Annotated in this window: 17 protein-coding genes, 1 tRNA gene and 1 pseudogene; 8 read left to right on the top strand and 11 right to left on the bottom strand. The window is 62.7% G+C overall.

What is annotated here, in order from left to right; all coding sequences use genetic code 11:
* Window positions 1-29: 29 nt before the first annotated feature.
* From ACQ5BM_RS15750 to ACQ5BM_RS15760, 3 genes are all read left to right on the top strand, one after another.
* Window positions 30-105, top strand: a tRNA-Thr gene (locus ACQ5BM_RS15750).
* A 699-nt stretch (window positions 106-804) separates the two neighbouring features.
* Window positions 805-1,101, top strand: a complete 297-nt coding sequence (locus ACQ5BM_RS15755; protein WP_429812831.1) for a TM2 domain-containing protein — start codon at window positions 805-807, stop codon at window positions 1,099-1,101.
* 107 nt (window positions 1,102-1,208) lie between these two features.
* Complete coding sequence (locus tag ACQ5BM_RS15760) at window positions 1,209-1,430, top strand: hypothetical protein (RefSeq protein WP_429812833.1); 222 nt, start codon at window positions 1,209-1,211, stop codon at window positions 1,428-1,430.
* 221 nt (window positions 1,431-1,651) lie between these two features.
* On the opposite strand, the gene ACQ5BM_RS15765 is transcribed toward ACQ5BM_RS15760, so the two are convergent.
* Entirely contained in the window at window positions 1,652-2,257 is a 606-nt protein-coding gene (locus ACQ5BM_RS15765; protein WP_429812835.1) for a hypothetical protein, read from the bottom strand.
* Window positions 2,258-2,501: 244 nt separating this feature from the next.
* On the opposite strand from ACQ5BM_RS15765, the gene ACQ5BM_RS15770 reads away from it, so the two are divergent.
* A complete protein-coding gene (locus ACQ5BM_RS15770) occupies window positions 2,502-3,194 on the top strand; it encodes a hypothetical protein (RefSeq protein ID WP_429812837.1) in 693 nt (230 codons plus the stop codon).
* A 116-nt stretch (window positions 3,195-3,310) separates the two neighbouring features.
* Here ACQ5BM_RS15770 and ACQ5BM_RS15775 read toward each other — a convergent pair whose 3' ends face one another.
* Together ACQ5BM_RS15775 and ACQ5BM_RS15780 are read right to left on the bottom strand one after the other, a co-directional pair.
* Entirely contained in the window at window positions 3,311-3,661 is a 351-nt protein-coding gene (locus tag ACQ5BM_RS15775) for an EF-hand domain-containing protein (RefSeq protein ID WP_429812839.1), read from the bottom strand.
* A 17-nt stretch (window positions 3,662-3,678) separates the two neighbouring features.
* A complete protein-coding gene (locus tag ACQ5BM_RS15780; RefSeq protein WP_057248089.1) occupies window positions 3,679-3,930 on the bottom strand; it encodes a glycine zipper 2TM domain-containing protein in 252 nt (83 codons plus the stop codon).
* 520 nt (window positions 3,931-4,450) lie between these two features.
* On the opposite strand from ACQ5BM_RS15780, the gene ampC reads away from it, so the two are divergent.
* Both ampC and ACQ5BM_RS15790 read left to right on the top strand, forming a co-directional pair.
* A complete protein-coding gene (gene ampC / locus ACQ5BM_RS15785; RefSeq protein ID WP_429812842.1) occupies window positions 4,451-5,623 on the top strand; it encodes a class C beta-lactamase in 1,173 nt (390 codons plus the stop codon).
* Between the two features lie 193 nt (window positions 5,624-5,816).
* On the top strand, window positions 5,817-7,094 hold the full coding sequence (locus tag ACQ5BM_RS15790; RefSeq protein WP_429812844.1) for an alpha/beta hydrolase: 1,278 nt from the start codon (window positions 5,817-5,819) through the stop codon (window positions 7,092-7,094).
* A gap of 32 nt (window positions 7,095-7,126) precedes the next feature.
* On the opposite strand, the gene ACQ5BM_RS15795 is transcribed toward ACQ5BM_RS15790, so the two are convergent.
* The 8 genes from ACQ5BM_RS15795 to ACQ5BM_RS15830 all read right to left on the bottom strand — a co-directional run bounded on the left by ACQ5BM_RS15795 (window position 7,127) and on the right by ACQ5BM_RS15830 (window position 18,046).
* A complete protein-coding gene (locus ACQ5BM_RS15795) occupies window positions 7,127-7,819 on the bottom strand; it encodes a response regulator (RefSeq protein ID WP_429812846.1) in 693 nt (230 codons plus the stop codon).
* On the bottom strand, window positions 7,816-10,512 hold the full coding sequence (locus ACQ5BM_RS15800; protein ID WP_429812849.1) for a DUF4118 domain-containing protein: 2,697 nt from the start codon (window positions 10,510-10,512) through the stop codon (window positions 7,816-7,818). The genes ACQ5BM_RS15795 and ACQ5BM_RS15800 overlap by 4 nt, the downstream gene beginning before the upstream one ends.
* A gap of 35 nt (window positions 10,513-10,547) precedes the next feature.
* Entirely contained in the window at window positions 10,548-11,117 is a 570-nt protein-coding gene (kdpC, locus tag ACQ5BM_RS15805) for a potassium-transporting ATPase subunit KdpC (RefSeq protein WP_429812852.1), read from the bottom strand.
* A gap of 2 nt (window positions 11,118-11,119) precedes the next feature.
* Window positions 11,120-13,237, bottom strand: a complete 2,118-nt coding sequence (gene kdpB, locus ACQ5BM_RS15810; protein ID WP_429812855.1) for a potassium-transporting ATPase subunit KdpB — start codon at window positions 13,235-13,237, stop codon at window positions 11,120-11,122.
* A 13-nt stretch (window positions 13,238-13,250) separates the two neighbouring features.
* Entirely contained in the window at window positions 13,251-14,960 is a 1,710-nt protein-coding gene (gene kdpA / locus ACQ5BM_RS15815; protein WP_429812858.1) for a potassium-transporting ATPase subunit KdpA, read from the bottom strand.
* An 85-nt stretch (window positions 14,961-15,045) separates the two neighbouring features.
* Window positions 15,046-15,264: a K(+)-transporting ATPase subunit F gene (gene kdpF, locus ACQ5BM_RS15820; RefSeq protein ID WP_429812861.1), complete on the bottom strand. Its 219-nt coding sequence runs from the start codon at window positions 15,262-15,264 to the stop codon at window positions 15,046-15,048.
* 209 nt (window positions 15,265-15,473) lie between these two features.
* Window positions 15,474-16,634, bottom strand: a complete 1,161-nt coding sequence (locus ACQ5BM_RS15825) for an AI-2E family transporter (RefSeq protein WP_429812864.1) — start codon at window positions 16,632-16,634, stop codon at window positions 15,474-15,476.
* 188 nt (window positions 16,635-16,822) lie between these two features.
* Complete coding sequence (locus ACQ5BM_RS15830; protein ID WP_429812867.1) at window positions 16,823-18,046, bottom strand: MFS transporter; 1,224 nt, start codon at window positions 18,044-18,046, stop codon at window positions 16,823-16,825.
* Window positions 18,047-18,385: 339 nt separating this feature from the next.
* Here ACQ5BM_RS15830 and ACQ5BM_RS15835 point away from each other — a divergent pair, with 339 nt between their 5' ends.
* Window positions 18,386-20,086: a long-chain fatty acid--CoA ligase gene (locus tag ACQ5BM_RS15835; RefSeq protein ID WP_429812870.1), complete on the top strand. Its 1,701-nt coding sequence runs from the start codon at window positions 18,386-18,388 to the stop codon at window positions 20,084-20,086.
* 139 nt (window positions 20,087-20,225) lie between these two features.
* Window positions 20,226-20,542, top strand: a pseudogene (locus ACQ5BM_RS15840) (glucose-6-phosphate isomerase); the annotation flags it as partial.

A 20,542-nucleotide genomic window follows, 5' to 3' on the forward strand; every position in this document is an offset into this window, starting at 1 on the left:
TCCGCGGTCTTCCGCGGAACCGCCTCCGGGCCGCTTTAGCTCAGTCGGTAGAGCACATCATTCGTAATGATGGGGTCACGTGTTCGAGTCACGTAAGCGGCACCATTTCCTTTCAAGAGCATCTAGGAACTCGCGCAAGAAAGCGGGCGTGGCAGTAAACACGGTGAACCGCTTCAGGTCCGGGCACGATGCTCGCGTGAGCAGCGTCGACAAGATGGGGCGACCACTGGTGATGATCGGCGCCCGACGAATGACGAGCCCCTGACGCCCCAGATATCGCCGCGATCGAGGCTGTCACCCGGCCGGCATGTTCTCATGAAGGCTACTTGTAAGCCCTTCGCCACCCGGCTTCGCGAGCAGCCTCCTCAGAGCAGAACCACCGCTCTCCGTCCAAGTAATTGACGCGCGTTTGGCTGTAATATTCCTGCCCCGGGAGATGGTAGATCCGCTCCTCAGTGTTGTCACTGATGTTGCCCTTTATGTCGCAGCCAGGAATCAGCGGCACGTACTCAGAAATGCCGAAGAGACCAATTGCTGTGATCATGGCGATGCCGGGGATCCAACTGTTGTCCTTGCAGTGCGGCGATCGCCGCGGCGCGTGGGGCCTGCGCTGACTTGGCACATTGTGCCCCGTCTTCCATTTCCGACGCTTCCGTGGGTCGAAGTCGACAACTTTCCCCATGTCACCCCCCTGCAGCGGACGATAGCACACGTTAAAATTTAGGAAAGCCTAAATAAGACTTGACTATAACGTGCGTTATGGGACCATGCACCTTCATGGTTGTAGTGTATTGGGGGCAAATCATGAATCTTTCCACTGCTGAGCAGCTATTGGTCGAGCAGCGTGTGACGAACGAGGCGAAATCGACAGCGGTCGCCTACCTATTATGGATTCTCTTTGGCGGCTTCGGAGCGCACAGGTTTTATATCGGCCGCACCGGAAGCGGCATCGCAATGATCGCCTTGCTCGTGATTGGCTTCGGCACCGCGAGCGTCGGAATCGGGGCACTGTTCATTGTCGCCTTGGGTGTGTGGCTGCTGGCCGACCTGTTCCTCATCCCCGGGATGATCCACCATCGTGCCGGGCGGGCGGCACGATGATCAGGAAATACGGGAAGTTTGTCTGCTTCTATGCTTGCTTGACGTTGTTTTCAGCCAATCAAGCGTTCGCGTTCACTCTTACCCGCCGGATAAGAGTCCCGGACTGGATGGACATTTATCTGATCGAGCTTCTGGTAGCTTTTTTATTCAGCTACCTGGGATTGTTGCTGACGAAACCGCGCGGTGTGCCTGTTAAACAGCTTTCTCGGATGCATCTTCCTCCGTTCGCAAACTTCTTTCGCGTCCTCTCAATCACCACTTATCTGATGATGATGACCATGTTCTTTGTTGGCATGCTCCTTCGTCGCTACCCAGAAGCTGTATCCTGACGCGTCATGCCGCCGATCCTCCTGGTGATCTGCCGCCGTAGATCCTGGCGAGGCGCATGTCGTCGTCGCCATGGTTATCACGCTGCGCCGTTCTCCTTCAGCCGCGGCCTGAACTTGCCTCGCGGAAGCTTCGCAGCGTCCTCGGCCTCACCGACGCGGCATGCCGCAATTCCGTGCTCTGCCTTCGATGGCGGACAGTGCCGTTCGGATCGCAACTGGCCCTATGCCGCGCGAACCTTCCAACCGTGACTGCGATCCGACAGGATTCCGGATGTCTCCACGCCGTCCAATGCGACTTCCAAACCTCGAGCGCCCGGCAATTGGCGCTTCTGCGGGAACCATGGGCGGCTTGGGTCGACGGCGATAAGCAGCCCCTCGTCATTACCGATAGCGGCAAAACCCGAAGTGGCCGGTCCGAGCGTTCCGACCCCGAACGTGCTGACGGCTTCGGCCACAGTGCTCGCGACATTGTCGCTTGGAAGGCCGACCTCGCTGAGGCAGCTTAGCTCAGACCCGCCGAATGGCCGCTTCCGAGCAGGATCGACCAGCCTGCGGCGGCCGATCAATTCAAGCACGGACCTGTCGGGACCATCGAAATAGACGGATCGTGACTGCCAATACCCCTCCAGCACGTGGCACTCACGACCATCCGGCTCTTTTTGCAGAGCCGTGCGCCCCTTCAACCATGCGATTGCCGCATCAAACCGGTCATAGGGCACATTGAACGCCAAATGCACGCCTTGGGGCGCCTCTTCAACGGCGGGGATCAGCCGGATTTCGCTCCACCCCACCTGGATGACGTTCCCGTTTGCCGGCAGTTCCAGCATGTCGCGAAAGAAGGCTGCGCTCGCCGAGACATCCGATGCCGGCAGTGTGAGTTTCCTTATGCGCATGAAATCCGATCCTGCCGATTAGCTCTATCGGATGCCTTGTTACAACCTCGACATAGGTTGAGGTCAAGAGCTCGCGAAGCCAGCCCAACGCTGTTCCCGTTTCCGCACCGATTGAATCTGAGCGAAAGTTGAATTAGTCGGGGTTCATCCATCCTCAACGGAGAGGCGACGAACCGACATGAACTTTGTTGAGCAGCTCGCTCGGAACTTCCTGCGCAAGCGGGGCTACTCCGTCTCGCATGGTGGTGGCGAGGACTATCGAGGCGATTACCGCCTGATGCAGTATTCAAGCTACGAGCAGTATGTCTCGGTTCAAACCGAGGGAAACAAGCGCAAGATCGACCAGGTCTGGGCCGACGAGGCGACGATCGACGTGATCTGTGACTATGTTCGCAAGACCATCCCAAATGCGAAGCGGGGCCTCTGCCACGGCTCCAGGAATGGCACCGAGGTCAAATGGTTCTCGGATCGCCTCGGCATCGACGTCATGGGCACGGATATCTCGGACACGGCATCCCGGTTCGGGCTCACCCAGTGGGATTTCCACGACGAAAATCCGGATTGGAAGAAAGCCTTCGACTTCGTCTACACGAATTCCCACGATCACGCCCACGATCCGCAAAAGGCTTTCACGACCTGGGTGGGCCAATTGGCGGACGGAGGGAAGCTCTTCATCGAGCATACGCTCGGACACGCCCCGGCGAGCGTCAGCACGCTGGATCCCTTCGGCATCGATCCCAAGGTTCTCCCTTACGCCGTCCTGGAATTCGGTGAGGGCAAATATGCCGTGACGAAGGTGATCAAACCGGCCCATCAAAAGGGCGGCGGTCCAATCTGGGTGTTCGTGATCGAGGCGATCCCGCTCGGCTGATCGCCTCGATCCGATGTCGCCGGTTCAGGGCGAACTCCGTCGCCAGGCAACCGGCAGCCGGCCGGTCGCCCGAACGCGCAGGCGCCCTTCGCGCGCCGCGGCGCCAGTCGAAAGCGTTACTTCAGATTGCCGTCGCCGCTTCGATCCGCCGTCTTGAAGTCCGCCATCACCCGGTCCAGAAATTCGTTCCGGGTGATCTTGCCGTCGCCGCTTGCGTCGGTGGCGGCAAACTGCTGGGCATTCAGCGCCTGCTTCGTCTCGTCGGAGGTGAGGCTGCCGTCCTTGTTCCTGTCCAGATTGACGAAGGCCGTCGTCATGAAGGCCTCGTATTCGGACCGGTCGACCGCACCGTCCTTGTTGCGATCGAGCGCATCCATCTGCCCCTGGCTCATTGTTGCGGCTTGCTGCGCGACAGCGAGACCAGCCGGACAGACCACAAGCACACTCATAAGAACGAGTTTTCTCATCCCTCACCCTTCCGCGATCAATAGTAGCGGCACGTCAGAGCGTTGCCGGCCGCGGCGCCCAACGTAGCACCACCGCCAACAGCCCATAGCTGGCCGGTACCTGAACCGATCGTCGAGCCGATCAGGCCGCCGACGATTGCGCCGCCGACCGTTCCGGCAATGCAGCCGAATTCGTTGCCCGTCGGACCGCTCTTCGACACGTAGGCAGATTGGCACCCCGACAAGGCTAGAGCGCCGGCAAGAATGATAGTTACGGTCTGCTTGCTCATTTTATCCTCCAATATGGCCGTCTGTCTGGAATAGAGATCGGGCGGAGGCGCCATTGAGTGGCGTCGGATGTAAATAGCTTCCGAGTATGCTCCCCGGATGGGAGAGACTCTTCTGTTCAATCAGAAGCAGCTCACGAATAAAACACGCGGTCCGGAGACGAAGACCTCCAAACCGCGGGCGAATACTACCCTGAGCGGCCAGCAATGACAACGTTGTGCGTGGTATTAGCTTTGTGTCGCAAATAACCCCTGACGCGATCAGGCAATGCACTCACTAGAGGAATGACCCCAAGCCCTAGATTTATTTATATCTCCTGCGAGATATCGTCGTTTGTGGCGTGGCGATGAGCGGTCTAGGTCTGGCTTGCCCCTGGCTGAGGTTCCTTCATTTCGCCTGCATATCTCCGGGCGAGCTTCGGTCAAAGGCCCCATAAACAGGCTGACCCGATGGACTTTCGCCGCAGGGACCTGGGCCGGGCCAAGCATGGGCATCCCCGCCTCGCAAGAAAGAGTACACGCAATGGATAGAATGACGACAATCAAATTAGGGCTTACTACTACAATCCTCTTTTCGTTCGCCGCGACTGCCTTCGCCGGGAACGACGAGCAGGCCCGGATTGCCGCCGCCGTGGACAAGGCGATCCGACCGATTATGCGCGAACACAATGTACCGGGCATGGCGATTGCAGTGACCGTTGACGGCCAGCACACCTTTGTCAACTACGGCGTCGCTTCCAAGGAAACGAAGGCGCCGGTTACGGAGAACACGCTGTTCGAGCTCGGCTCGATCAGCAAGACCTTTGCCGGCACACTCGCCGCCTACGCGCAGGCGCTCGGCAAGCTGTCCTTCGAAGACCATCCCGGCAAATACATGCCCGAGCTCCGTGGCAGCGCCATCGACAAGGCGACCCTCCTCAATCTCGCCACCTATACCGCCGGCGGCCTGCCGTTGCAGTTCCCCGATCAGGTCAAGAGCGACGGCGACATGCTGACTTACTTCAGCAACTGGAAACCGGATGCTGAGCCGGGGACGAAGCGTCGCTACTCCAACCCGAGCATCGGCCTCTTCGGCCATGTCGCCGGCCTGGCGATGGGCGGCAGCTTCGCCAAGGCGCTGGAGACTGAGCTGTTTCCGAAACTCGACCTCAAGCACAGCTATGTCACCGTGCCCGCAAGCGCGATAGCCAGCTACGCCTGGGGTTACGGCAAGGCCAACAAGCCGATCCGGGTCGGCCCGGGCATGTTCGACGCCGAAGCCTACGGTGTGAAATCGTCCGCGGCAGACATGATCCGCTTCGTCGAAGCCAATATCCGGCCGGAGCAATTCGACGGACCCGTTCGCGAGGCCATAGAGGGAACGCATGTCGGCTACTTCGATACCGGCAAGATGATTCAGGGCCTCGGCTGGGAACAGTATCCCTACCCGGTTTCGCTTGAACGGCTGCTCGACGGCAACTCCCGGACCATGGCCATGGATACCAAGCCGGCCACGGCATTGGTTCCTCCGAAGCGCCCCGATGGCACGACGCTTTACAACAAGACCGGGTCCACCAACGGCTTCGGCGGCTATGTCGCCTTCGTGCCGGAAAAGAAGATCGGCGTGGTCATGCTGGCAAACCGGAACTTCCCGAATGCGGAGCGCATCAAGGCGGTGCATGCAATTCTGAAGACGTTGGCCGCCCTGACGGAATAGGCGGCGAAGCATCCATTCAAGGCACCCCCCTGTGTTGCGGCAGTCCGCAACAAAGGGGTATCTGCATTCATCAACAACCTAGCGGCGAAACTTCAATCACCGCCCGCTTGCATATTAGCGCCGAGTGTTGTCATCTTCCTTTCGCGAAAGCGCGATCAGATGCAGCGAAGTTCAGGCGTATGTGGGGATGCCGATGTTCGAGCGGGCGGGGTTTCAAGGTTTGCTGCAGCAGGTGCGCGCACGAGGAGGACGGGCGATCTTCGTCGTGGCGGCCTTGGCATTGGTTGCCGGTTGCGGCGGTCATGCCAAAGGCGTGATGACACCGGTGGCGCTTACCGCGCCGGTACCCGGAACCTCGACCGTCGACATGCTCGTCGCGACCACGCGCCGGCCTTCCGGCGATCCGGCGACGCTGTTTTCCGGCGAGCGTGACGCCAACACCTTCCTGACCGACGTTGCGGTGTCGATCCCGCCGGATACGGCGCGCAAGGCCGGCACGGTGCAATGGCCACGCAAGCTGCCGCCGGACCCCAAGAAGGATTTCACCGTCACCCGCGTGCGTGAACTCACGTCGCTTGATGAAGCCAAGTCCTGGTTCTTGCAGCACGACGTCGGCGGACAGGCCTTCGTCTTCGTGCACGGTTTCAACAATCGCTACGAGGATTCCGTCTACCGGCTTGCCCAGATCATCCATGACTCCGATGTCCAGGCGACGCCGGTACTGTTTACCTGGCCGTCACGGGCCAATGTGTTCGACTATAATTACGACAAGGAGAGCACGAATTATTCGCGCACAGCCCTTGAAAACATCCTGAAGAAGCTCGCCGACGCGCCCAAGGTCAAGGGTATTACCATCCTCGCGCATTCGATGGGCACCTGGCTGACCATGGAAACGCTCAGGCAAATGGGCATCCGCGACGGCAACGTGCCCTCCAAGATCGAAAACGTTATCCTCGCCTCGCCTGACATCGACCTCGACGTCTTCGCCAAGCAGTTCGTCGAGATGGGCCACAAACGACCGAAGTTCACGATCTTCGTTTCGCAGGACGATCGCGCGCTCGCGCTCTCTAGCTTCATTTCCGGCGACGTTTCCCGCCTCGGCGCGATCGACCCGTCTGCCGAGCCCTATCGCACCCAACTGGAACGGGCCGGCATCACTGCGATCGATTTGACCAAGGTCAAGACCGAGGACGGCCTGCACCACGGGAAGTTCGCGGAAAGCCCGCAGATCGTTCAACTCATCGGCACCCGGCTGGCAACCGGGCAGACACTCACCGATTCCGATATTTCCGTCGGAACCGGCATTGCAGCGGTTGTTGCCGGCACGGCCAGAAACGTCGGCAATGTCGCTGCAGCCACCGTATCGGCTCCGGTATCGATCCTCGAGAATCCGCAGCCGGCACCCAAGAAGAAGCAGGTCATCAGCGAAACGCTGGCGACCGATATGCCGCAGCCGGTAAAGATCAAGTGATGTTCGGCTGCCGCCAGGGCGGCAGCTCGCGGTCAACCGTCGTCGCCGACGAAGCGATAGCCGACACCAGGCTCGGTGCGGATGATCTTCGGGTCGGCCGGGTCGCGCTCGATCTTGCCGCGCAACTGGCCGATGAAGACGCGCAGATAATGCAGATCCTCGCTATGCGCGACGCCCCAGACCGAGGTTAGAAGCGTCCTGTGGGTGACGACACGGCCGGCATGGTGCGCCAACATGACCAGCAGGTCATATTCCTTCGGCGTCAGCCGCACCGGCTCGCCATCCTTCATCACCACGCGCTTGATCGTGTCGATCGACACGCCGTCGGCGGAGAGTTGTGTCTGGCCGCCATCCATTTGCACCCGATGGCGAAGCGCTGCGCGGATGCGGGCGGTCAACTCGCCGATGCCGAAGGGCTTTTCGATATAGTCATCGGCGCCGAGATCGAGGGCCGCGATCTTTTCGCTCTCCCGGTCGCGTGCCGAGAGGATGATGATCGGCACCTGCGACCAACCGCGCAAGTTCGCGATGACCTCCTTGCCGTCCATATCCGGCAGGCCGAGATCGAGGATGACGACATCGGGCGCACTCGTCGCCGCCGCCTTCAGCGCCTCGGCGCCAGTCATCGCCTCCAGTATGTCGTAGCCGGCGGCGCTCAACGCGGGTTTCAGGAAACGCTGAATCTGGGGTTCGTCGTCGACAACGAGGATACGCTCCACGCTCATGCACGGTCCTTTTCGGAGATTTCAGGCTTGGCGGCGGGGAAACGCATGGAAATGCGCGTGCCACGGCGGCGCAGCGCCGGGCTCTCCGCCTTGATCTGGCCGCCCATGGCCTCGACGAAGCCCTTGGCGATCGAAAGCCCCAGCCCCGTCCCCGGCGTGCGGCCATCCACCTTGCCGCGGCGGAAGAATTTTTCAAAAACCTGCTCGAGATCCTTCGGCGCAATGCCCTTGCCGAGATCCGTCACCGACAGCACGATTTCGTCGCCGTCCGGGCGGGCATAGATGCTGACCGGCTCTTCGCCGCCATATTTGTTGGCGTTGTCGAGGAGGTTGAACAGCACCTGCCCGAGAAGCACGCTGTCGCCGCGCATCAAGGGAAGATCCGGTGCGATGCTGGTCTCGATCTGGCGCTCGGGGAAATACTTGCGGGCACGATCGACGGAAGCGCGTACCGCGTCGGCGACATCGACCCAGTCGCGCTTGGCGTTGACCGTGCCGGCTTCGATACGGGTCATGTCGAGCAGGTTGGCGACGAAACGGGTCAGACGCCCGCCCTCCTCCTCGATCGATTTCAGCAAATCGTCACGGCTTTCCGGCGACATGCGGTCGCCGAGTTGCCGCAGGCTGGTGACAGCCCCGGTGATGGTGGCAAGCGGCGTCCTGAGGTCATGCGAAATAGACGACAGGAGGGCCGCACGAAAGCGTTCGCCTTCGAGCTTCGCCGCCTGGTCGAGGCTTTCGCGCGACAGCCGTGCCCGGTCGACGGCGATCGCCGTCTGGTCGAGGATTGCCGCCAGGGCTCGCTCTTCGTTGATCTCCAGCGGCCTGTCCGCCTGGACGAAACCGCAGACGCCGACGACGCCGTGCGGGCTCATCAGCGGGCGGAAGTGAAACGGGCTGTTCGGCAGCGTTCCCGTGCCATTGCCGGCCGGTTCCTGCTTGTCCATCGCCCAGCGCGCGGCCATGGTATCGGTGACGTCGAGCTCGGTGTCCGGTGGCCAGGCGGCCTTCAGCAGCAGGTCCCCCTCCTCCGGCAACAGAAGCGCTGCGCTGCGCCGCAACGTCGTCTGCATCTGCGTCACCGCCGCCCAGAGCACATCGTCCACCTTGGCCGTGCCCGAAAGCTTGCGAGAGAAATCGTAGAGCGCCTGGGTCGCGGCGGCGCGCCGGCGCGCGGCCTTTGCCTGTTCGCGCACTCGAGAGGCGAGGCTCCCGGCAAGGGCGGCCGCCACAAGGAAGATGAACAGCGCGAAGACTTCGTGCGGCTCGGCAATGGTGAAAGTACCGACCGGTTCGATGAAGAAGAAGTTATAGGCCAGAACCGAAAACAGCGCCGCGGCGATCGCCGATATGTGGCCGGCATAGGTCGCCGACGCCAGCACGGCAAGCAGATAGAGCAGCGAGATGTTCGGCAGGATGATGAAGCGCTCGATCAAGAGGCCGAGGGCCGTCGCAGCGCCCACCGCGCCGGCGGCAATGGCGATGGCGCGCCCGGTCCCGGGCGGCAGAGACTTCTTCGCGGCTGGCCGCGGCTTCGGTGCCGCCGGCGCGCGGTCGGTCACCAGATGGATGCCGATGCCCGATACCCGCTCTGCCAAGGCGTCGGGGAGCGACTGGCGGAAGTAGCGCGTCGGAAAGGATTGGCGACGCGCGCCGATGACGATCTGCGTCGCATGTTCGCGGCGCGCGAGTTTCAGGATTTCCTCGACGAAGTCGTTGCCGACGATGCGGCGCGTCTCGGCGCCGAGTTGTTCGGCGAGACGGAAGGTCTCGTCAAGCCGGCGCACGTCCTCGCCGTCGCCAGTTTCGCGGTCGGCGCGTTCGATGAAGACGACGATCCAGGGGGCGTTCAACCCCTCGGCGAGCCGGCTGGCGGTGCGGACCACTTTTTCCGACAGGGGATCGGAACCGATGCAGACAAGGAGGCGCTCGCCGCTTGCCCACACTCCTTCGATCGCGTTCTGCTTGAGGTAGTCGACCATCTGATCGTCGACCCGGTCGGCCGTACGCCGGAGCGCCAGTTCACGCAACGCCGTCAGATTGCCGAGGCGGAAAAAGCGATCGACCGCGCGCTTGGCGCTGTCGGGAAGATAAACCTTGCCCTCTTTCAGCCGCTCGATCAGTTCGGCCGGCGGCAGATCGACCAGCAGCACCTCGTCGGCGCGCTTCAGCACCGTATCCGGCACCCGCTCGCGCACCGGCACCCCGGCGATCTGGGCGACGATGTCGGAGAGGCTTTCGAGGTGCTGGATGTTCAACGCGGTCCAGACATCGATACCCGCGGCTATCAGTTCCTCAATATCCTGATAGCGCTTCGGATGACGGCTTTCAGCCGGGTTGCTGTGGGCGAGTTCGTCGACGACGATGATCTTGGGACGTCGGGCAAGGGCCGCGTCCAGATCGAATTCGGAAAGCACTCGACCGCGATGGTTGACATCGCGGCGCGGCAGGATTTCCAGTCCCTCGACCAGCGCGGCGGTCTCGCCGCGCCCGTGGGTTTCAACCAGCCCGATGACGATATCGACGCCGTCTTCCTTCAGACGCCGAGCCCGGGTCAGCATCGCATAGGTCTTGCCGACGCCGGGCGCGGCGCCAAGGAAAACGGTCAGTTTTCCCCGGCGATCCTGCGCGGCAAGAGCCAGAAGCGCGTCTGGGTCCGGGCGACTTTTGGCGTCACGTTCACTGTCGGGCATTCGTCATCTCGGGCATGCGTTCTCAAGCCTTGGCCTCATGTTCGAGGCCCATCAAGGGCCAGGTTCAGTTCTAGCACATTGACGCGCGGCTCGCCTACGATCCCGAACAGACGACCTTCCGTCACCCTGTCGACCAACGTGGTGACATCCGCCTCGCTCAGGCCGCGCGCCTTGGCGACGCGAGCGATCTGCGCCCGGGCAAAGGCCGGCGTGACATGCGGGTCGAGGCCGGAACCCGATGTCGTGACCGCGTCTGCGGGGATCTCGCCGGCAAAGCCGGCGGTCTTCAGCCGCTCGACGTCGGTGGCCACGCGATCCCTCAGCTTGACCGAAGTCGTACCGAGGTTGGAGCCGCTCGATGCGCCGGCGTTATAGGCCTCCGGGCCGGTCGCAGACGGCCGCGGCCAGAAGTACCTGTCGGAGGTGAAGTTCTGGCCGATCAGCTCGGAGCCGATCAGGATGCCGTCCTTCTCGATGAGGCTGCCGTTTGCCTGTGCCGGCATCAGCACCTGCGCGGCGCCGGTGATGGCGAAGGGATAGGCAAGCCCGGTGATGGCGGTGAGCAGCACGATCATCACGATGGCGGGACGAATTTGGTTCAGCATGGTTACACCAGATTGAGTGCGTTGACGGCGAGATCGACGAGCTTGATGCCTGCGAAAGGCAGAAGGATGCCGCCGAGACCGTAGACGAGCAGGTTGCGACGCAAGAGCGCAGCCGCACCGACTGGTCGATAGGTGACGCCTTTCAGCGCCAGCGGGATCAGCGCGACGATGATCAGCGCATTGAAGATGACCGCCGACAGGATCGCCGATTGCGGCGAGCCGAGGCCCATGATGTTGAGCGCGGCGAGCGCCGGATAGGTGGTGATGAACAGCGCCGGGATGATGGCGAAGTACTTCGCCACGTCGTTGGCGATGGAGAAGGTTGTCAGCGAACCTCGGGTCATCAGAAGCTGCTTCCCGATCTCGACGATCTCGATGAGCTTGGTCGGACTGGAATCGAGGTCCACCATGTTGGCGGCCTCGCGCGCGGCCTGCGTGCCGGTCTGCATGGCAACGCCGACATCGGCCTGGGCAAGCGCCGGCGCGTCATTGGTGCCATCTCCGCACATGGCGATGAGGCGGCCGCCCTGCTGCTCCTTGCGGATATAGGCGAGTTTGTCCTCGGGCGTCGCTTCGGCGAGGAAATCGTCGACGCCCGCTTCGGAGGCAATGGCGGCAGCCGTCACCGGGTTGTCGCCGGTCACCATGACCGTGCGGATGCCCATGGCGCGCAACGCCGCGAAGCGCTCCTTGATGCCGGGCTTCACCACGTCCTTCAGATGAATGACGCCGAGCAGGCGTGGGCCGTCGGCAACGGCGAGCGGCGTGCCGCCGGTGCGCGCCACCTGGTCGACCGCGCGGCGGAACTCGCTCGGTACGTTCTCGTCGCGAATGCCGGTAAACTTCAGGATCGAGTCGACGGCACCCTTGCGCAGCCGGCGGCCGGCGAAGTCGACGCCCGAAAGCCTCGTTTCCGCGGCAAAGGGGATGATCGCGTCGATCCGGGTTATGCCCGCCTGGCTTGCGCTACCGCCGACGGCAAGCGCCACGACCTCACCCTTGCCTGCATCGGGCAGCGAAACGGCCGGTAACTGGCGGCCGAACTCGCCGGTCGCAAGCGCCGCGATCGAGCGGCCCTCCGGCGTCTCGTCGGCAAGGCTTGCGAGCAGAGCGGCGTCGGCAAGCTCCGCCTCGCTGACGCCCGGCACCGGCATGAAGTCGGCGGCCATGCGGTTGCCGAAGGTGATCGTGCCCGTCTTGTCGAGCAGCAGCGTGTCGACGTCGCCGGCAGCCTCAACCGCACGGCCGGAGGTGGCGATGACGTTGAAGCGGACCAAGCGGTCCATGCCGGCAATACCGATCGCCGAAAGCAGGCCACCGATGGTGGTCGGGATCAGCGTCACGAGGAGCGCGGCCAACACGGTGACCGACAACACGGTGCCGGAGTAGCCGGCAAGGCCCCAGAGGGTGACGACGGCGACGAGGAAGATCAGTGTCAGGCCCGAAAGCAGGATCGACAGCGCGATCTCGTTCGGCGTCTTCTGGCGCTGCGCGCCTTCGATCAGCGCGATCATGCGGTCGACGAAAGTGTTGCCGGGCGCGACGCCGATGCGGACCTTGATCCAGTCGGAGAGGACCTGCGTGCCGCCGGTGACGGCCGAACGGTCGCCGCCCGATTCGCGGATAACGGGCGCGGATTCACCGGTGATGGCGCTTTCATTGACGGAGGCGACGCCTTCGACGACCTCGCCGTCGCCGGGGATCAGTTCGCCGGCCTCGACCAGCACGAGGTCGCCGACCTTCAGCGAGGTCGCCGGGATCGACTGGGTTTCGCGGCCCTCGGCCGATACGAGCTTGCGCGCCGTCAGCTCGGACTTGGTGCGCCGCAGGCTGTCAGCCTGGGCCTTGCCGCGCCCTTCGGCGACGGCTTCGGCGAAGGTGGCGAAAAGCACCGTAAACCACAGCCAGGCGGCGATCTGCCCGGAGAAGAGCGGGCTGCCGGTGGCGGTCATAAGATCGCGGACAAAATGGCCGGTGACCACGGCCGCAACCACCTCGGTGACAAAGATCACCGGATTGCGCACGAGCTGGCGCGGGTCGAGCTTGACGAAGGCCGCCTTGACCGCCGGCAGGAGGATCGCCGGATCCAGAAGACTGGGAGCGACTGGTTTGGAAGACATGTGTCGAATTCCTTTAGAAGGTCTGGCCGGCAAGCATCGAAAAATGCTCGACGATGGGACCGAGAGCGAGCGCCGGGAAGAACTGCAGCCCGCCGAGAATGAGGATGATGCCGACGAGCAGACCGACGAAAAGTGGCGTGTCGGTCGGGAAAGTTCCCTTGGAGGCCGGCACGCGCGTCTTGACGGCGATCGAGCCGGCGATCGCCATGACTGGAACCGCATAGGCGAAGCGACCGAGCAGCATCGCGAGCCCAAGCGTCGTGTTGTACCAGGGCGTATTGCCGGTAAGCCCGCCGAAGGCCGAGCCGTTGTTACCGGCTGCCGACGTGAAGCCATAGAGGATTTCCGACAGGCCATGCGGACCGGCGGTGCCGACGCTCGCCACGGCGAACGGCAGCATGGCGGAGACAGCCGTAAAGCCGAGGATCGTCACCGGCAGGATGAGGACCGCAAACATCGCGTATTTCATCTCGCGGCTTTCGATCTTCTTGCCGAGCAGCTCCGGCGTACGGCCGACCATCAGGCCGGCAACGAAGACGGCGAGGATGGCAAAGACGACCATGCCGTAGAGACCGGAGCCGACGCCGCCGGGCAGGACTTCGCCGAGCTGCATCAGGAACATCGGCACGAGGCCGCCGAGGCCGGTCAGCGAACCGTGCATGCCGTTGACGCCGCCATCCGACAGGCCGGTCGTGACAGCCGCATAAAGCGCGGTCATCGCCTGGCCGAAACGGACTTCCTTGCCCTCCATGTTGCCTAGCGTGGCATCGAGACCAAGCGCGGTCAGGATCGGGTTGCCCTGGGCTTCCGCCCAGTAGACGACCGCGACGCCGGATATCAGCAGGACTGCGGTAACGGCGATGAAGGCCCAGCCCTGGCGACGGTTACCGACCATCTGGCCGAAGGTGTAGACGAGCGCTGCCGAGATCGACAGCATCGAGAAGATGTTGAGGTAGTTGGAGAACGCCGTCGGGTTCTCGAACGGATGCGCGGCATTGACGTTGAAGAAGCCGCCGCCGTTGGTGCCGAGCTGCTTGATCGCTTCCTGGCTTGCGACCGGCCCGAGCGAGATCGTCTGCTTGGCGCCCTCGAGCGTCGTTGCGGAAAGATCGGCGTGGAAGGTCTGGGGCAGGCCGGTCCAGACCATGGCAAGGGCCATGACCACGGCGATCGGCAGCAGCACGTAGAGGGTCGAGCGGGTGAGATCGACCCAGAAATTGCCGACGGTCGCGGCGTTCGAGCGGGCAAAGGCGCGCGTGACGGCGAGCGCCATGGCGATGCCGGTCGCGGCGGAAACGAAGTTATGCACCGTGAGCCCGGCCATCTGGCTGAAGTGGCTGAGCGTGGTTTCGCCGCCATAGTTCTGCCAGTTGGTGTTGGTGACGAAGCTGACCGCCGTGTTGAAGGCGAGGTCGGACGGCATGCCGGCGAAGCCCTGCGGGTTCATCGGCAGGTAGGCCTGCAATCTCAGGATCGCGTAGAGCGATGCGAAGCCGGCAAGGCTGAAGGCGAGCATCGACATCGTATAGGCAAGCCAGCCCTGTTCCTTGTTCGGATCGACGCCGGCGGCGAGATAGAGACCGCGCTCGACGGGACCGAGGATGGGCGAAAAGACGTTGCGCTCGCCGGAGAAGACCCGCGCCATGTAAAGCCCCAGCGGCTTGATGACGATCAGGACGGCGATGAAAAGGAGGCTGATCTGCAGCCACCCGATGATAGACATGGGATTTCTCCGCTCAGGAAAATGTGCGGTGCAAAGGGCAACCCGGGTCTGGAAGCGTTGACCCGAGCCAAGCCTTCGACCGGCGTCAGAACCGTTCCGGGCGAACGAGGGTGACGACGAGATAAGCCGCAAGCGCGACGGCGACGGCGAGACCGATCAGGGCTTCGAACATCGTGCCCCTCCCTAGAGGCGGCTCAGCGCGCGCGCATAGAGCGCAAACACGACAAAACCGCCGATGCCGGCGGCAAGGAAAAGAATATCGGACATGCAAATTCTCCGGACTGTTGAGGTCCGGATCTTGCATCCGATGCAGGTCAATTATCGATTGCGATGGTCGGAAGGGCGCATAAGGAAAAGATAAAGACGCCCGCTGAAGCCTGCGAGGAACCGTGTGAGGCGGCTTCCCGTCCGCGACCGCGCTTTCGCGGAGATCGGATCATCTCACCGCATCATGGAACGACGGATCGTTCGCGACGGCTGCGCTTGGCGGCCTCTGGCTCGTGCTCGAGGCTCTTAGCCCTTGACGATGTGATTTACGGTCGCTTCGGGTGACGTGGCGACTTCGCGCATCCACTCGCGCCAGATGGCGACCAGCAGGGCCATCAGCACCGGGCCGACGAAGAGGCCGAGGAAACCCATGGTCTTCACGCCGCCGACCAGGCCGAAGAAGGTCGGCAGGAAGGGAAGCTTGATCGGACCGCCGACGAGGCGCGGGCGCAGCGTCTTGTCGACGATGAAGAGCTCGGTCGTGCCCCAGGCAAGCAGGGCGATACCGTGAACCGGCGAGCCGCTGGCGACGAGATAGATCGAAACCAGCGTGAAGCAGAGCGGCGCGCCGCCGGGGATCAGGGCCATCAGGCCGGTGATGATGCCAAGCGTGACCGGCGACGGAACGCCGGCCAGCCAGTAGGCGACGCCGAGCACGATGCCCTCGCCGATCGCGATGATGCCCATGCCTGTGACCGTCGAGCTGATCGTCAGCGGCACGACGCGCGACAGCCTCTCCCAGCGCATCGGGAAGATGCGCTCGCCAAGGCGGTCGAGCTGGGCGGAGAAGGACTGTCCGTCGCGGTAGACGAAGAACAGCGTGATCAGCATGAAGAGCAGCGTCAGGAAAGCGTGGAACGTCGAGGCACCGACGACCAGAACGCCACGGTAGATGTTGCCGATGTTGGAGCCGCTGACGAGCTGGACGAGCTCGCCGAGAGCGCCCGGATGGCCGATATGCTTCACCCATTGTTCGCCGAGCCAGACGCCGGCAATCGGAATGCTGGTCAGCCAGGCGGGCACCAGCGCACCATTGGCATTGGTCTCGACCGCCCAGACAACCCAGTCTCGCACTTCATCGACCGCATAGACGGCGGCGATCGAGATCGGCACGACGATGAAGGAAATGACGCTGACGATGGCGATGGTTGCGGCCAGCGTGCGGTTACCGTTCACGGCGGCGAGCAGCCGGCGATAGATCGGCCAGCTGGCGAAGCCGATGACGACGGCGGCCAGCACGGGCACCACGAAACCGTGGAAGAAATAGACGCCGGCAAGAAGAACGAAGACCAGCATCCAGCGGGCAGCGGTCATGGGACCGACGAGGGCATGGCGCGAAATGGCAGTGTGCCCGAGAAGCCGTGGCTCCACCGCAAAATTTTCTCGTTCGCGATTACCCAATTGCACCAATAATCCTCCGTCTTCCGACGAGCTTACAACAAACCTGCGGCCTTGCCAGCCTACCTAACGCCGCGGGCCGCCCCTTTGCCCCTGCTTTACGGTAGTTTCAGGGCCACAAGCGACGCTACCGGCGCGACATGACAGAAAAATTTAGGAGGGTTCAAGTTTCGCCGGCCTTCTTTCGCCAAAACCGGTCATTCCGCCGCAGGCTTTGCTGCCATGCGAGCCGGTTGCGCGCGGTCGACGAACACGGATGCGAGGAAGATGCCGAAACCGGCAACGCCGAGAACGGCGCCGACGATGCCGGTGGACGTCCAGCCGTAGCCGGCGGCAATCGAGGCGCCGCCGAGCCAGGCGCCGAGCGCATTGGCGAGATTGAAGGCGGAATGGCTGAGGGCGGCGGCGAGCGTCTGTGCCTCGCCGGCGACATCCATCAACCGCGTCTGCACGCCGGGCACGACGGCGAAGCCGCCGCCGATGAAGAGCACGTTGACGATCGCGATCCAGGGATTGCCCATGGTGAAATAGAAAAGCACATAGGCGAAGATATTGAAGGCGATGGCGATGCCGATCGCCGGCAGCAGCGCCCAATCGGCAAGCCGCGCGCCGACGATGTTGCCGAGGATCATGCCGGCCCCGAAAACCGAAAGCATGACGGGCACATTGGCAAGGGAAACGCCCGCGACTTCGGTGAGTGCCGGCGTGATGTAGCTGAAGACGGCGAACATGCCGCCGCAGCCGATGGCACAGATGCCGAGCATCAGCCAGACCTGCAGCTTGCCGAGCGCGCCCAGTTCGCGAAGCGGCGTCGCCTTCGGGTTGCCCTTGTCCCGCGGCACATGGACGAAGGTCAGCGCCATAGTCAGAAGGCTGATGCCGCCGACGATCGCGAAGGCGGACCGCCAGCCAAGCGCCTGGCCGAACCACGCGACAAGCGGCGTGCCGAAGAGGGTTGCGATCGTCAACCCCATCATCACCCGGCCGACGGCGCGCGCCCGCTGGTTTGGCGCCGCGAGACCCGCAGCCACCAGGGCGGCAACGCCAAAATACGCACCGTGCGGAAGACCAGCGAAGAAGCGCGCCGCAATCAGCGTGTAGAAATCCGGGGCGATCGCGCTGGCAAAATTGCCGATTGCGAAAATCAGCATCAGTGCCAGCAGCACGCGCAAGCGCGAGAAGCGGGCGGCGAGCACGGCAATCAACGGCGCACCGACGACGACGCCGAGCGCATAGGCGCTGATCACTGCCCCTGCCCGCGGCACCGAAACGGCGACGTCGTCGGCGACCTGCGGCAAGAGACCCATGATCGCGAATTCGCCCGTGCCGATGCCGAAGCCGCCGACGGCAAGCGCCACTTCGGCGGCAGAAACGCCCGCGCGGCGCGGTTCAACGGCGGAAGAATAAGCTTCGTCACACATGAGCAATGGCCTGCATCGTCCGGCCCGAACGGACCGGAGAAAAATCTGGGGGATATGTCGGCGGGCGTTGGATCGGACCAACAGGGATATGCTGCAATGCAATACAGAATTTTGCCTTGGCAGGCAAAGCTTTTGCGGCTCTCGTCATACTTTTTCGAGAGCGCCGGCAACGCCTGTTAACCGTAAGTCAAGTTGACGTTTACGTCAAAGTCATATAATCCCGAATCTCAGCTTGAAGCGGTGTCTCAAAAGCATCATCTTCATCGGCATGAGAAGGTCGGGAGGGATTTTCTCAGGCCGCGAGCAGGCCAGCCTGTGGCGACCAGAGGGAGAGAGGTCATGGTGGAAGTCAGCGCACAACAAACGGGGACCAGCCCAGGCAAGATCTGGCTGAAATCCTATCCACCCGGCATTGCCGCCGAAATCGGCCCCCTGCCCTATAAATCGATCGGCGAGTTCTTCGACCATGCCGTCGCCCGCTATTCGACCCGCCCGGCCTTCACCTGCATGGGCAAGACGCTGAGTTTTGCCGACCTCAATGCCGAATCCGCCAAGATCGGCGCCTGGCTGCAATCTCTCGGCCTCGCCAAGGGCGACCGCGTCGCGGTGATGATGCCGAACATCCTGCAGAACCCCGTCATCGTCTACGGCATCCTCCGAGCGGGCTTTACCGTCGTGAACGTCAACCCGCTCTATACGCCACGCGAATTGCAGCACCAGCTCGTCGATTCCGGCGCCAAGGCGATCTTCGTTCTGGAAAACTTTGCGCACACCGTGCAGCAGGTGGCCGACAAGACCTCCGTCAAGCACGTCGTCGTCGCCACGATGGGCGACATGCTGGGTCTCAAGGGCGCGATCGTCAATCTCGTGGTCCGCCGCGTCAAGAAGCTGGTGCCTGCCTGGTCGATCCCCGGCCACCTCTCGTTCAAGACCGTGCTTGCCAAGGGCGGTCGCAGCGCGATGAAGAAGCCGAACGTCGCGCCCGGTGACGTCGCCTTCCTGCAATATACCGGCGGCACGACGGGGGTGTCGAAGGGCGCAACGCTCACCCATTCGAACCTCTTGTCGAACATGGCGCAGATGGAAATCTGGTTCCAGACGGCGTTTCGCTCGCGGGCGCGACCGGACAATCTCGTCTTCATGTGCGCGCTGCCGCTCTACCACATCTTCGCGCTGACGGTGAATTCGCTGATGGGCCTTGCCACCGGCGGCAACAACATCCTGATCCCCAATCCGCGCGACATCCCGGGGTTCGTCAAGGAACTCGGCAAGTACAAGACCAACATCTTCCCGGGCCTCAACACGCTGTTCAACGCGCTGATGAACAATGCGGAGTTCCAGAAGCTCGATTTCTCGTCGCTGATGCTGACATTCGGCGGCGGCATGGCGATCCAGCGCCCGGTGGCGGAACGCTGGAAGCAGATGACCGGTTGCTCGATCGCCGAAGGTTACGGCCTGTCGGAGACCTCGCCGGTGGCAACGGCCAACATCCTCGATGCGACCGAGTTCACCGGCACGATCGGCATGCCGATCCCCTCCACCGACGTCGAGATCCGCGACGACCAGGGCAACACCTTGCCGATCGGCGAAGTCGGCGAAATCTGCATCCGCGGCCCGCAGGTGATGGCGGGCTACTGGCAGCGCCCGGACGAGACAGCCAAGGCGATCTCGCCGGATGGTTTCTTCCGCTCGGGCGACATCGGCTTCATGAATGCAGCCGGCCTGGTCAAGATCGTCGACCGCAAGAAGGACATGATCCTCGTCTCCGGCTTCAACGTCTTCCCGAACGAGATCGAGGAAGTGGCGATGACCCATCCAGGCATTCTCGAATGTGCGGCAATCGGCGTTCCGGACGAGCATTCCGGCGAGGCCGTCAAGCTCTTCGTGGTCAAGAAGGATCCGGCGCTGACGGAGGAGGAGGTCAAGCGCCACTGCGCCGCCAACCTCACCAATTACAAGCGACCGCGTTACGTCGAATTCCGCACCGAACTACCGAAGACCAATGTCGGCAAGATCCTGCGAAAAGACCTGCGCGGCTGAGTTAGTCCAAAATTCAAACGATTTAAAAAATCCTGAAAACCGCCGTTTCGGCGGTTTTACGGACTTGATTTGGGCGGCTTAAAGCGAATAGCTACGCAGGCGATTGTCCGACACCCCTGTCCGACCAAGGAGCCCTGCGATGAAAGCGCTTGTCGATCAACTCAAAGCAACCGCCGCTGAGACCAACGCAACCGATATCCGCGCCGCCTTCGCCAGCGACGCAGAACGCTTTCAGCGGTTCAGCACCACGCTCGACGACCTGCTGTTCGATTATTCGAAATGCGCCGTCAACGACAGGGTGCTCGACGGCCTCGAGGCGCTCGCCAAGACCGCCAAGGTCGAGGAGAAGCGGGACGCCATGTTCCGCGGCGACATCATCAACATCACCGAAGAGCGCGCCGTGCTGCACACGGCGCTGCGCAACCGCGGCAACCGCCCGATCCTCGTCGACGGCAA

It is taken from the genome of Ensifer sp. B1-9 (assembly GCF_050474445.1).
Classification (GTDB): Bacteria; Pseudomonadota; Alphaproteobacteria; order Rhizobiales; family Rhizobiaceae; genus Ensifer.